Annotated in this window: 15 protein-coding genes; 3 read left to right on the top strand and 12 right to left on the bottom strand. The window is 65.8% G+C overall.

Annotated features, from left to right (window positions below; translation table 11 throughout):
- Positions 1 to 2 precede the first annotated feature (2 nt).
- The 12 genes from IB275_RS01150 to IB275_RS01095 all read right to left on the bottom strand — a co-directional run bounded on the left by IB275_RS01150 (position 3) and on the right by IB275_RS01095 (position 10186).
- Positions 3 to 320: a PDDEXK family nuclease gene (locus tag IB275_RS01150; protein ID WP_192294064.1), complete on the bottom strand. Its 318-nt coding sequence runs from the start codon at positions 318 to 320 to the stop codon at positions 3 to 5.
- Complete coding sequence (gene fliS, locus IB275_RS01145; RefSeq protein WP_037017149.1) at positions 304 to 702, bottom strand: flagellar export chaperone FliS; 399 nt, start codon at positions 700 to 702, stop codon at positions 304 to 306. The genes IB275_RS01150 and fliS overlap by 17 nt, the downstream gene beginning before the upstream one ends.
- The gene (fliD, locus tag IB275_RS01140; protein ID WP_192294066.1) at positions 699 to 2048 is read right to left on the bottom strand and encodes a flagellar filament capping protein FliD; all 1350 of its coding nucleotides are present in this window, start codon (positions 2046 to 2048) and stop codon (positions 699 to 701) included. Before fliD ends, fliS begins: the two co-directional genes overlap by 4 nt.
- Positions 2049 to 2376: 328 nt before the next feature.
- Positions 2377 to 2817: a flagellar protein FlgN gene (gene flgN, locus IB275_RS01135; RefSeq protein ID WP_192294068.1), complete on the bottom strand. Its 441-nt coding sequence runs from the start codon at positions 2815 to 2817 to the stop codon at positions 2377 to 2379.
- Positions 2814 to 3098, bottom strand: coding sequence for a flagellar biosynthesis anti-sigma factor FlgM (flgM, locus tag IB275_RS01130; RefSeq protein ID WP_045213327.1), 285 nt, complete (start codon positions 3096 to 3098; stop codon positions 2814 to 2816). Before flgM ends, flgN begins: the two co-directional genes overlap by 4 nt.
- Positions 3099 to 3247: 149 nt before the next feature.
- Positions 3248 to 3670, bottom strand: a complete 423-nt coding sequence (locus tag IB275_RS01125; protein ID WP_192294069.1) for a flagellar FliJ family protein — start codon at positions 3668 to 3670, stop codon at positions 3248 to 3250.
- On the bottom strand, positions 3670 to 5001 hold the full coding sequence (gene fliI / locus IB275_RS01120) for a flagellar protein export ATPase FliI (protein WP_192294071.1): 1332 nt from the start codon (positions 4999 to 5001) through the stop codon (positions 3670 to 3672). Before fliI ends, IB275_RS01125 begins: the two co-directional genes overlap by 1 nt.
- Before the next feature lies 1 nt (position 5002).
- Entirely contained in the window at positions 5003 to 5701 is a 699-nt protein-coding gene (fliH, locus tag IB275_RS01115; protein WP_138213261.1) for a flagellar assembly protein FliH, read from the bottom strand.
- A gap of 6 nt (positions 5702 to 5707) precedes the next feature.
- Positions 5708 to 6748: a FliG C-terminal domain-containing protein gene (locus tag IB275_RS01110; RefSeq protein WP_045213334.1), complete on the bottom strand. Its 1041-nt coding sequence runs from the start codon at positions 6746 to 6748 to the stop codon at positions 5708 to 5710.
- On the bottom strand, positions 6726 to 8426 hold the full coding sequence (fliF, locus tag IB275_RS01105) for a flagellar basal-body MS-ring/collar protein FliF (RefSeq protein WP_192294073.1): 1701 nt from the start codon (positions 8424 to 8426) through the stop codon (positions 6726 to 6728). The genes IB275_RS01110 and fliF overlap by 23 nt, the downstream gene beginning before the upstream one ends.
- 9 nt (positions 8427 to 8435) lie before the next feature.
- Positions 8436 to 8783, bottom strand: a complete 348-nt coding sequence (gene fliE, locus IB275_RS01100) for a flagellar hook-basal body complex protein FliE (RefSeq protein WP_192294075.1) — start codon at positions 8781 to 8783, stop codon at positions 8436 to 8438.
- A gap of 23 nt (positions 8784 to 8806) precedes the next feature.
- Positions 8807 to 10186, bottom strand: coding sequence for a sigma-54 dependent transcriptional regulator (locus IB275_RS01095; protein WP_405307707.1), 1380 nt, complete (start codon positions 10184 to 10186; stop codon positions 8807 to 8809).
- Positions 10187 to 10659: 473 nt separating this feature from the next.
- Between IB275_RS01095 and IB275_RS01090 the strand changes: the two genes are divergently transcribed.
- The 3 genes from IB275_RS01090 to fliP are packed head-to-tail and all read left to right on the top strand — an operon-like array spanning position 10660 to position 12619.
- The gene (locus tag IB275_RS01090; RefSeq protein ID WP_138213265.1) at positions 10660 to 11499 is read left to right on the top strand and encodes a FliM/FliN family flagellar motor switch protein; all 840 of its coding nucleotides are present in this window, start codon (positions 10660 to 10662) and stop codon (positions 11497 to 11499) included.
- Positions 11496 to 11867, top strand: coding sequence for a FliM/FliN family flagellar motor switch protein (locus tag IB275_RS01085; protein WP_192294086.1), 372 nt, complete (start codon positions 11496 to 11498; stop codon positions 11865 to 11867). Before IB275_RS01090 ends, IB275_RS01085 begins: the two co-directional genes overlap by 4 nt.
- Positions 11867 to 12619, top strand: a complete 753-nt coding sequence (fliP, locus tag IB275_RS01080) for a flagellar type III secretion system pore protein FliP (RefSeq protein WP_151188966.1) — start codon at positions 11867 to 11869, stop codon at positions 12617 to 12619. Before IB275_RS01085 ends, fliP begins: the two co-directional genes overlap by 1 nt.
- Positions 12620 to 12640 lie beyond the last annotated feature (21 nt).

Genomic DNA, 12640 nt, shown 5'->3' with positions numbered 1-12640 from the left:
GTCTATCGACCCTCCTGGTACGTATCCACCTGCATGTACGCCGAGCGTCCCTCGGCGTATTCCAGGTGCGAGAGCAGGAGACGGCGCAGGCGCTCGCACTCCTCGGCGCAGGCCTGCGACGCTTGCTCATGCAGGCGCTTCAGGTGCTTCCTGGCCAGCAGCACATCGGCTGCCAGACCGGTCTGCGACGACATCGCCACCAATTGCGCGCGGATCGCCAGGTCAACCTGCCCCATGGCTTTCCAGTCCTTGCGCTGCAGCGCCCGACCCAGCCGTTCGTACAGCTGCAGCAGGCGCTGGCGATCATCCACGTGCGGCACTCACGCCCTCCCAGCCCTCGCGCAGGATGCCCAGCAGGCGCACCACTTCGTCGATGCCGGCGACCTCCAGCGACACGCTGACGTCGGAGAGCCGATAGATGCAGTAGTCGTAGAGGCGCGCCAGGCCCTGTACGGTCTCGCCGCCGTTCTCGTAGTCGAGCGCACCATTGAGGCCGTTGAGGATGTTCAGGCACTTCTCCAGGGAGCGGCCCTTCTGCTGGTAGCGCTTGTGCTCGATGTGCCCGCGGGCGCGGGCCAGTTCGTCGAGCAGGCCGTCGAACAGCACCAGCACCAGTTCATAGGGCGAGGACGAGGCGGCCTTGGATTCCAGGTCGATCATCCGGTAACTGTCGTAGCTTTCGTTCATGCCGTAGGCGGTCATCCGAACATCCCGCTGGTCTGGTCCATCGACTGCATGGTCTGCATCATCGAGGTGTATTGCTTGAGGTAGCGCGCGTAGTAGGTGTCGTACTGCTTCTGCAGGTTGTCGTAGTCATCGTCGACGCGGCGCAGGCTGTTGTTCAGGGCGTCCTTGCGGTTCTTCATGACGCCGTTGACGCTGTTGGTGTAGACGGCGACGCCCTTGTCCAGGCTGTCGAGCAGGTTGCCCTTGCCCATGAACAGCTTGTCCAGGGCCTCGGGGTCGCTGGCAATGGCTTTCTCGAAGCGGGTGGCGTCGAGGGTCAGCTTGCCGTTACGGTCGGCGCTGATGCCCAGGGTGATCAGGTTGGCGCCGCCGAAGCTGGTGCGAACCATCTGGTTCAGCGCGTTCTCGATGGAGCGCACGCTGGAGTCGCCAGCCAGGGCGCCACGGGCGTTGCCGTTCTGGTCGCCGGCCGCCGTCAGGCTGTCGATGGTGCCGGCCAGCGCGTTGAAGGCGTCGATGAACGTCTGCACCTTCTTCTTGGTTTCGCTCTGGTCCTGCGCGACGGTCAGGCGAATGGCCTGTTCGCCGGACTTCTGCGCCTGGGTGAAGGTGGCGCTGACGCCGTCGATGATGTTGTCGAAGGTGTTGCTGGAGTTGGTCAGCAGCATGCCGCTCTCGCCACCCAGGCGAACGCGGGCGTCCTGCGCCTTGGACAGTTCCTGCGGGTTGCCGATGGCGTTCTCGAAAGCGCTGTTCGCGCTGTCGGTGCCGCTCAGCGACAGGCTGATGGCGTTGTCCGCGCCGGACTTCTCGGCCCCCAGCACCAGCGATACCTGGCCGTTGCTGCGCACCAGGGTGGCCTTCACGCCAGTGTTGTCGGTGGCCTTGTTGATCGCGGCGGCCAGCTCGTCCAGCGAGTTGCTGCCGTCGCCGTCGGTGTCGATCTTGCTCAGGTCGATGTCGAAGGACTTGCCGTTCTGGGTCAGGGTCAGGGTGCCCTGGGTGTCGACATCACCGGCCTGCAGGCCGGAGAAGGACAGCTGGTGGCTGGTGGCGAGTTGTTCGACGAAGAAGTCGTAGCTGCCGGGCACGGCGTTCTTGTCGACCTTGGCGGTCAGGTAGCCGTCCTTGCTGGTGGTGGCGCTGTTCACCAGCATGCTGGTGTTGCTGCCGGTCACGCCCTGCAGGCTCTTTACCGCCGAGGAGAAGGTCTTGAGCGCCGACTCCAGGGAGGTCACGGCAGTCAGTTGCGACTGGTACGAGGACTGGTTGCGGTCAGCCTTGTTCAGGCCGTTCTGCACCTCGTACGTGGCCAACTGCTGGGCCATGCTTTTGACGTAATCGGAATCTATGGTCGCCATGTGAATCCACCTCTTTGGGTCGGAAGAGCAATTACGGTGCCAATGCCGGAAGGCCCGCCATACGGGTCTTTTCGGGATAACGGGGAGAAGTTTCACTTCCGCCCGGAGTGCTTTGGCGCGCAGCGGGAAGCGGCATTTCCGCCTGCCGACCACGCACCCTGATGCAGGGAAAAGGCGACCGTGGGGAGGGATTCGTTAAGGGGTTTCGGCGGGGTGTTTGGCAGCCGCGCTTTTTGTAGGAGCGCGCCATGCGCGCGATCGCGGGCATGGCCCGCTCCTACAGGGGGAGTCCAGTGCTGAACCTGATCGCAGCTCGCCCTGCGGCAGATCAGTACAACTGGCGCGAATACACCGGCTGTTCGCGCGGGTCGCTCATGAGCTGGCTGAGGATGTCGTGGTGCATCGCCAGCAGCTTGCCGTTGCGCTCGTTGAGGCGCTTGCACTGGGCGGTGAGCTGGCCCAGCTGCAGCCACTCCTGCTGCAGTTCCTCGCGACGCGGCGGCTGGTAGTTGGACAGCAGCGTACGCATGCCCTCGGCGTCCATCGGCAGGTGGAAAGCACGCAGCACGCGACTGCGGCGCTGGGCGCGGCCGGCGACGCCTTCGAGCAGTGCCTGGATGTCCGGGTTCAGCGCTTCGATCTGCACGCTGTCCCGCGCCAGCAGGTGGCGATATAACTCCTGCAGGCGCTCGCGCAGCGCCAGGCAATCGCGGCCATCCTGCTGGATGTCCTGCTCGATGACCTGCAGCAGCCGCGCGCGCTGGGTCATGCGTCGCTGCCGCGATGGTAGGAGAGGATGCTGGTGGCGAGCACGCTGGTGTCGTTCTGCAGCTCGCCATTCATCAGTGCGCGGCGGATTTCCGCGACGCGGCTCTGGTCCACGTCAGGCATGGCGCGCAGGGTTTCCTGCATTTCGTCCAGGCGCAGCGAATCGCTGACCGGCGCGCTCGCACTGGTCTCCGCCACCGGGGCGACGCGCTCGCTGCGCGCGCTCTTGGCGGACTCGCTGGTGGCCAGCGCGACGCTGGTCAGTTGCCGGGTGATTTCCATGGTCGGTATCCGAATGTCTTTGGGCCTTTCCCTCAGAGGGCGACCGCCTCGGAGGAAAACTTAAATGCCGTGTTTCACAGAGACTTAAGAGCCGGCGGATAACCGCAAGCGGTTATTCGCCCTACGGAACGAGTTATGCGCCATGGGCTTCACGCCCGCGCCCGCCACCAGGACTGCGCGGCGAGGCCATCCTGGATTTTCTGTTCCTGCTGCGCAAGCTGCAGCTGCCACTGGCCGACCTTGGCCTCGATCACCTGGGTCAGCACCTTCTCGCTGCGCATGGCCGCCATCAGCTCGCCCTGGATGCGCGCCAGGGTCTGTTCGGCGACTTCCAGCTCGCGGCGCTGCAACTGCAGCATCTTGTGCAGGGTGGCCTTGTACTGCTGCTGGTTGTGTCGCTGCAGCGGCGTACTGGTGGCCACGCTGAAGCCGCACAGGCGGTCGAGCCCGGTGATGTTGTTGCGGTAGCGCTGGCAGAGGTTCTGCTGGTAATTCACCCGTCCCAGCAGCTCGCGGACCTTGCCGCCGCGCACGTCGGCCAGGCGCCCGAGCATGTCGATCTGCGCCTTCATCAGCGGACCCCGACGATGCTTTGCAGGGTGGCGACGCTATTGCCCAGTTCGGCGCCGTCGGCGGTCTCCTGGCGCAGGTAACGCTCCAGCATGGGCGCCAGCTGCACGGCGCGGTCGGTCTTCACGTCCATGCCCGGCGTATAGCCGCCCAGCGGGATCAGCTCCTTGATGCGCTCATAGGTGCCGCTGAATTCCTTGAACTGCCGCGCCGCGGAGAGGTGCAGCGGGTCCGCCACCTGGCTCATGCAACGGCTGACCGAGGCACCGATGTCGATGGCTGGATAGTGCCCGACGTCCGCCAGCCGGCGCGACAGCACGATGTGCCCGTCGAGGATGGCGCGGGCGCAGTCGACGATCGGGTCCTGGTGATCGTCGCCCTCGGCCAGCACCGTGTAGATGGCGCTCAGGCTGCCCGTTTCGCCCTCGCCGTTGCCGGCGCTTTCCACCAGTTCCGGGAGCATGCCGAACACCGACGGCGGGTAGCCCTTGGTGGCCGGTGGTTCGCCCAGGGCCAGGGCGATCTCGCGCTGGGCCATGGCGTAACGGGTCAGGGAGTCGACCAGCAGCAGCACGTCCTTGCCCTGGTCGCGGAAGTAGGCGGCGATGCTGTGGCACAGCTCGGTGGCCTTCAGCCGCATCAGCGGCGACTCGTTGGCCGGCGCCACCACGACCACGGCCTTCTGCAGCCCTTCCGGGCCGAGGGAGTGCAGGATGAACTCCTGCACCTCGCGGCCGCGTTCGCCGATCAGCCCGACCACCACCACATCGGCCCTGGTCTGCCGGGTGATCATCCCCAGCAGCACGCTCTTGCCCACGCCGCTGCCGGCGAACAGGCCGACGCGCTGACCCTTGCCCAGGGTCAGCAGGCCGTTGATGGCGCGTACGCCAACATCCAGCGGCTCGGACACCGGGCGTCGGCGCAGCGGGTTTACGTTCGGCAATTCAGTAGGCAGCGGGTGGCGGCCGGCGAGCTTGCCGAGGCCGTCCAGCGGTTCGCCGAGGCCGTTGACCACGCGCCCCAGCCAGGAATGATCGATGTGCAGCACGGCTTCGTCCGGCGCCGGGAAGACCCGCGAGCCGGAGGTCAGGCCGACGGGCTTCTTGAAGGGCATGAGGTAGGTGATGTCACGGTTGAAGCCAACGACCTGCGCCTCCAGGCGCTCGCCGTCGGCGACTTCCACGTAGCAGCGCTGGCCGGTCATGCGCCGGCAGCCGAGGCTTTCCAGCAGCAGGCCGGAGACGCGCACCAGGCGACCGCTGACCCGCGCCAGCTGGACCGAGTCCAGCGAACGCAGCGCTTCTTCGAGCTTGAAGCCGTCGCCCAGGGCCATCTCAGTCTTCGTCCTGCAGGTGCGCGCTCAGGGCTTCCATGCAACTGTCCAGGCGCTGCTGGCAGCCGATGTCGGCTTCCGCCTGGGCGGTGACCACGCGGCATTCGCCCAGCGCCAGTCGCTCGTCCGGTACCAGCCTCCACTTGGCAGCGCGCTCGGGGTTCAGCTCGCGGATGCGCGCGCATTCTTCCGGGTTGAGCAGGATCTGCACGTCGCCCTGCTCACCCGGCATGGCCGCGAGAGCTTCCTCGGCCAGGGTCAGCAACTGGGTGGGGTTGAGCGTGAGCTCGACGCGGATGACCTGTTTCGCGACTTTCTGCACCAGCTCCAGCAGCTCCTTCTGACGGCTGCGCTGGAAGGCCTGGTGGTACTCGCCGAAGGCCTCGACGGCGGCCTGCAGCGGCGCGCTGGCCTCGTCGAACACCTGGCGGCCGGTAGCGCGGCCTTCCTCGCGGCCCTTGCGCAGGCCGTCCTGGCGACCGGCCTCGAAACCTTCGCGCAGGCCGGCTTCACGGCCTTCGCCGACGCCGTCCTGGTAGCCGCGCTCGAGGCCTTCCTGGAAGCCCTCGGAGATGGCGCGCTGGCGCGCCGCCGGGTCGCTGTCCCAGCCATGGTTGTCGGCGCTGGCGGTGGCGCAGCGCGGCGGGAAGCGGTACGGGCGCCAGGCGCGGCTGTCGGCCTTGATGACTTTGATCGCCATGCGCGGTTACTCCACCGTCTGCTCGCGGAACAGCTGTACCTGCAGGTCGCCCTCGGCGGCCAGCTCGCGCACCACGCCCATGATGTCCTTGCGCACCTGCTCCACGCGGCTCAGCGGCACCGGGCCCTGGCGGCGGTTGATGGACTCCATCTGCTGCGCCTGGCGCTTGGGCATGGCGCCCTGGATGGCGCGCACCAGCTCGGGCTCGGCGCCCTTGAGGGCAACCACCCACTCGTCCAGCGGGATGACTTCCAGCAGGGTCTGCAGCACTTCCTGGTTCTGCCGGGAGAGGATGAAGAAGTCGTACATCTCGTCTTCGATCTTGCCAACCAGGTCGTCGTTGTGGGCGCGCAGCAGCTCGAACATCTGGTTACGGTCGCCCTTGAAGCGGTTCATGATGTCCGCCGCCTGCTTAACCCCGCGCACCTGCGAACCCTGGGTGGAGAGCACGCGCAGGCTGCGGTCGATCAGTTGCTCCAGCTCGGCGATGACATCGCTGTTCACTTCGCTGAGGTTGGCGATGCGGAACAGTAGCTCGTCCTGGCGCTCCGGCGGCATGGCTTCGAGCACGTCGGTGGCCATGCCCGGCGGCAGGAAGGCGAGGAACACCGCCTGCATCTGCGCGTGTTCCTTGGCGATCAGCGCGGCGAACTGCTTGGGATCGATCCACTCCATGCGCGCCATCTTGGCGCGGATTTCCTCGCCGTAGATGCTGTCCAGCAGGTTGCGCGTAATGTCACTGCCCAGCGCCTTGCCAAGCATGCCGGCGAGGTAGGAGCGCGACGCGCCCTTGATGCTGGACTGCAGCTTGTAGTCGTCGAAGAACCGGCCGATCACGTCGGAGACGGTGTTCTGCTTGACGTTGGACAGCCGCGCCATCGCCTGGCTGATGCTGACGATCTCCTCGCGGCTGAAATTGCGCAGGATGCCGGAAGAGGCTTCGTCACCCATGCTCAGCATGAGGATCGCCGCCTGTTCCAGGGAGCTCACGGCGCGCATCTGCGGGCCGCGCTTTTTCGTTTCTTCAGGCAGGCTCGTGTCGGTCATTGCGGCCAATCCAGTGCTTGATCACTTCCGAGACCCGTTCCGGGTCGTTCTTCGCCAGCATCTGCAGATGCTCGATCTGGTGCTCCAGGCCCGAGCCCGGCGCCGGCAGGCGGATTTCCGAGAGCGGGTTCAGCTCGCCGAGCACGTTGAGCCCGCCGACGCTTTCACTGCCCAGCGACAGACGCCGCTCGGCGTCCAGCGCCAACGGATACTCGGCACTGCCTTCGGGCAGCTCGGCGGTGGCCATGGGCTGCGCGCGCTGGGTCAGGCTGCGCACTGCCGGGCGCACGCCGAACAGCAGGAACAGCAGCGCAATCAGGCCGAGCACGGTGTAGCGCACCAGTGATTGCAGGGCGCTGCTCTCCCACCAGCTGGCGGAGGACTCTTCCACCGCGGTGGCGGCGAAGGGGAACACGCTGACGGTGATCAGGTCGCCGCGCTGGGCATTGAAGCCCACGGCGCTTTTCACCATGGTTTCGAGGTCGGCGCGGGCCTTGTCGGTCCAGCCGCCCTCGGGCGCGGTGGAGGCGTTGATCACCACCGCGACGCTCTGCTGGCGCAGGGCGAAGGCCGGGTACTTGATGTGGGTGACGCTCTGGTCGAAGTCGTTCTGCCGGGTGGCTTCCTCACGGGTCGAGGTCGCGGCCTTGTTGTCGGTATTGGCGACCTTGCCGTTACCCGGAGCAGCCTGGTTATTGCCCTGGGCGTTGTTCTGACCCTGCTGCTGTTGCGGCGGCGGCTCCGGCGGACGGTTGCTCAGCGAGCCGGGCACGCCGAGGGCGAGCTGATCCAGCGTGCTCTCGTTGCGCAGCACTTCGCTGCGCAGGCGCGGCGCTTCGCCGTAGGCCTGCAGGGTTTCTTCCTTCTGGCTGAAGTCGATGTCGGCAGACACGCTGATGCGGTAGTTGCCCAGGCCGAGAACCGGCGCCAGCACTTCCTCGACATTGCCCACGGCCTTGCGCTGGTACTCGTCGACCGCCTGCCAGTTCTGCGAGGGAGCGCCGACGCCACTGATGCCGCGCGACAGCAGCACGCCGTTCTGGTCCACCACGCTGACGTCTTCGGGCTTCAACTGCGGCACGCTACCGGCCACCAGGTTGACGATGGCGCCGACCTGCTCCGGGCTCAGCCGCTGGCCGGGCGCCAGTTGCAGCAGCACCGAGGCCTTGGCCGGGTCACGCCGGCCGACCACGAAGGAATTGCTGTCCTCGCGGGCGACGTGCACGCGCGCCTGCTCGATGCCCTTCAGGCCCATGATGGTCCGGGCCAGCTCGCCTTCCAGGCTGCGCTTAAGGCGCACGTCCTGTAGGAAGTGACTGGTGCCCAGCGGCTCGTCCTTGTCGAACAGCTCGTAGCCGGCCGGCATGGACACCTTCACGCCCTTGGCTGCGAGCAGCATGCGGGCGCGCGCCAGGTCTTCCTCGCGCACCAGCACCTGGCCGCTCTGCGGGTGCAGGCGATAGTCGAAGGCCTCGGCGTCCAGCACCTGCATCACGTCGGCGGCCGGGTAGGCTTCGCCCGCGCCATACAGCGGGCGGTAGGCACCCTGGTCGCGCCACAGGTAGAAGACCACGGCAGCGGCCAGCAGGGCGGCACCCAGGGCGATGCCGAGCAGCCCCAGGCGCGGGTCGAGCTTGAGTTTGTCGAGCGGCAGGCGCCCTTTGAGATTCTGCAGCACTGTCAGTCCTTACAGCGGCATGCGGATGATTTCGTCGAAGGCGCCGGTGAGCTTGTTGCGCACCTGCAGCAGCGCGGAGAACGACACGCTGGCCTTCTGGCTCTGGATCATGGCGCCGACCAGGTCTTCGCTCTGGCCGCTGTCCACCGCAGCCATGGCGGCGCTGGACTTGTGCTGTTCGGCGTCCACCGAGCGCAGCGCCTGCTCGAAGCTGGCGCCGATGCCTGGGGCCTGCGCACGCTCGTTGAACTGCGTGGCGAGCTGCGCGGCAGGCCGCACGGCCGGGCCGCTGGCGAGGTCGGCGTAACGGTTCATCCGGTCCAGCATGTCCTGCTGCACCTGCATGATCGAACTCATGGAAGTTTCCCCCGGAAACGAAATCAGAACTGCACCTGCACGCCCTGCTCACGCATCGCGTTGAGCCGGTAGCGCAGCGCGCGGGTAGTCATGCCCAGGCTCTCGGCGGCCTTGGTCTTGTGCCCGCCGAAGCGGCGGATGGTGTCGATGACGTGCTGGTACTCGGCAAGCTTGCCGCTGGCGCGCAGCGCGGCGCGGCCGCCTTCGGCCGCCAGCGGGATCACCGCGGCGACGGTACCGACAGGTGCATCCGGCGCGGCCAGGCCGAGGTCACGGGGCTGGATGAACAGGCCGTTGCGCAGCACCAGGGCGCGTTGCAGGGTGTTCTCCAGCTCGCGCACGTTGCCCGGCCAGTCGTGTTGCAACAGCGCGCGGCCAGCGGCTTCGGTAAGCAGGTCGTGCTCGGCATCCTGCGGGGCGTACTGGCGGATGAAGCGGCGTGCCAGCGGCAGCACGTCTTCCTTGCGCTCGCGCAGGGGCGAGATGTGCAGGGGCAGCACGTCGAGGCGGAACATCAGGTCGGCGCGGAAGCGCCCCTCGCTGACTTCGGCCTGCAGATCGCGGTTGGTGGCGGCGATGATGCGCACGTCCAGCTCGATCTCGCGGCGACCGCCCAGGCGCTCCACGCGCTGCTCCTGCAGCACGCGCAGCAACTTGGCCTGCAAGGCCATCGGCAGTTCGCCGATCTCGTCCAGCAGCAGGGTGCCGCCGTTGGCCAGTTCGAACTTGCCCGGCTGGGCAGTCACCGCGCCGGTGAAGGCGCCGCGTTCGTGGCCGAAGAGGATGGATTCGAGCATCGCCTCGGGGATCGCCGCGCAGTTCACCGCGATGAAGGGAGCGTCCGGGCTGGCGATACCATGGATGTAGCGGGCCAGCAGTTCCTTGCCGGTGCCGGTTTCACCGGTGACCAGGATCGGTGCGCGGGTCTGCGCGACCCGTTGCGCCATGGCCAGCAGGCGGCGGCCGGCCTGGGAGCGCGAGACGAACAGTTCCTGGGCGGCGCTGGAGGCTTCCTGGCGACGCAGCAGCGCGGCCAGCTGGCCGGCGCCGAAGGGCGAGAGCAGGTAATCGACGCAACCCAGGTCGAGCAGGGTGGCGGCCTTGTCCTGCTCTTCATAGCCGACGATGGGCACCACGTCGCGCTCGCGGCCATCGCTGAGCAGCGCGCCGACCTGTGCATAAAGATCAGGAGCAGGGAAGGCGCCGGCGAGGATGAACAGCAGGGAGGCATCGCAGCGCGCACGGGCCAGTTCGGCAAAGCCGGAGAAGCGCTCGACGCGGCAGCCTTCGGCCAGCAGCGTCTGCAAAAGAAGGGCGTGAGCGGCGTCCGAGGACGGCCCGATGATCGCAACTTTTTTCTGCGCCGGCCGCTCTTCGAGCAGCGTTTCACATAATTGGTCGATCGACTGGCTTAAACTGTTCACCGCAACTTTCCATTCGCTAGTGCGTTCGACAACCCTCCTTCGTTCAACGCCAGCATCGGCCGAAAACTGTTATCGGCGACTGCGGAACTTCTTTGCGGATCGGCTATCTCACGGGTGGCATTGCAACAACTTCGTCATAACTGAAGTCGCTGCAACCTGTAACTAACTCACCCACACTAACAAGTGCCAGCACTACGCCATAGCTTCCCGCCGATTAATTTAAATCAATAGACAAAAAGTTCCGTCAAAAACAGCATTTGATATCTATTGATTTAATCGTACGACCTCAGATCGCTATCATTGCGCCACGTCAGCAGCCTGTGATGCAGCAGTCACGGGCTTCCTGAAAGACAGAGCATGCCGCGAGCAACGATCAGCCGATCCCGGCGGTCATGACACCTCCCGTGTCCTTGGGCAGATGGCAGATCGAACCTGGAAGTACGACGCTGAGCATGACTGGTAAATCAAAAGTCCACCATGGCGTGCCCGCCGATAGTCTGATTCGACTGAAACCGCAGAAACTCGGCCGGCATTATCACAAGATCCCGCAGTACATCAAAGAGATCTCCGGAAAATATCCGCGGATTATCAGCGACTACTTCCTGCGGCATTATCGAATCAATCTCGAACTGGATAACCTGACCCTTCACGAGGAACTTCCCCGTGAACTGGAGTGTTTATTCGATTCGCCCTTGGGCAAGTTCGGTTTCGCCATGGACCGTGCCCTGCTCACCGAAGTCATCGAGTGCTATTACGGTGGCACCGTGGTCGCCAGCCGCGACACGCCGCCGATCAGCAGCTCTGAGCAGCGCATGCTCGACCGCCTCGGCCTGGACGTGGTGGATCTGTTCGGCCGCGCCCTGCTGATGGGCGAATCGGTCGGCCGCCTGCAGCAGATCGACCCTACCTATGAAGAAGTGCAGTGGGAGTACGTCGCCGAGTTCAGCTACGTCAGCCACCTGACCGGCGAGCGCTCCTCGCTCTACCTCTACTTGGACAACCCGCTGGCGGACGAACTGACCCGCCGCCTCGCCGGCCCGCCACCGCCACGCATGACCGGCAACCCGGTGGAGCACATCAAGCACCTGCCTCTGCGCCTGGACTGCGTGGTCGCCGCCGCGCGCCTGCCGCTGTCTCAGGTGCTGGCCCTGGAGCCGGGCGATGTACTGACGATCCGCCCGCTGGAGCGCGTCGACGTGCGGGTCAACCAGCAGAAGCTGTTCCGCGGCGCCATCTTCGAAGACGACGGCACCCTCTTCCTCTCCTCCCTGGAAAGCGTGAAAAACCCATGACCGGTTCTCTCTCCGACTCCGAGTTCGAGTCGCTGATCAACGACGGCGACCTGGGCCTCACCCAGGACGTCACCGACATCCCCGCCGACCCCGTGCGCGCGCCGCTGCCGCAGCAGGACCTGGCCTTCTTCGGCAAGATCCCGGTGAACGTCACCCTGGAAGTCGCCTCGGTGGAAATCTCGCTGAAGGAGCTGATGGACGTGGACGCCAACAGCGTGATCATCCTCGACAAGCTCGCCGGCGAGCCGCTGGACGTGAAGGTCAACGGCGCGCTGTTCGCCAAGGCCGAGGTGGTCGTGATGAACGGCAACTACGGCCTGCGCGTGCTCGAACTGTGCGGCGCCAGCCTCGACGCCCTGACGGCGTGATGCTGTCCCGCTGCCTGGCCACGCTTGGCCTGCTCATCGCCGCGCTCTGCCCGCTCTACGCGCAGGCGGCCGGCGGCGAGGTCACGCTGTTCAACCTGCACGATACGGCGGACGGCCAGGCCTTCAGCGTCAAGCTGCAGATCCTCATCGTCATGACCCTGCTGGGCTTCCTTCCGGCGATGCTCATGCTGATGACCTGCTTCACCCGCTTCGTCATCGTGCTGGCAATCCTGCGCCAGGCCATCGGCCTGCAGCAGAGCCCGCCGAACAACGTGCTGGTAGGCATCGCCCTGGTGATGACCCTGCTGGTCATGCGCCCGGTCTGGCAGGACGTCTACAGCAACGCCTACCAGCCCTTCGAGGCCGACCAGATCAGCCTGGAAGACGGCCTGGGCCGCGCCAAGCAGACCCTCAGCCGCTTCATGCTCGCGCAGACCAACCGCACCTCGCTGGAAACCATGGTCAGCCTGGCCGGCGAGACGGTGCCGGAGAACCTCAACGACCTGGACTTCTCCCTGCTACTGCCGTCGTTCGTGCTCAGCGAGCTGAAGACCGCGTTCCAGCTGGGCTTCATGATCTTCATCCCCTTCCTGGTGATCGACCTGGTGGTGGCCAGCGTGCTGATGGCGATGGGCATGATGATGCTCTCGCCGATGATGATCTCGCTGCCGTTCAAGCTGATGATCTTCGTGCTGGTGGACGGCTGGGCCCTGATGATGGGCACGCTGACCAGCAGCGTGCAGCCGTTTTAGCGGCCCTGACGGAAAACCAAA

It is taken from the genome of Pseudomonas sp. PDM21 (genome assembly GCF_014852505.2).
Classification (GTDB): Bacteria; Pseudomonadota; Gammaproteobacteria; order Pseudomonadales; family Pseudomonadaceae; genus Pseudomonas.
Note: the sequence above shows the minus strand (reverse complement) of the source record. Positions and strands in the feature narration are given on the sequence as shown.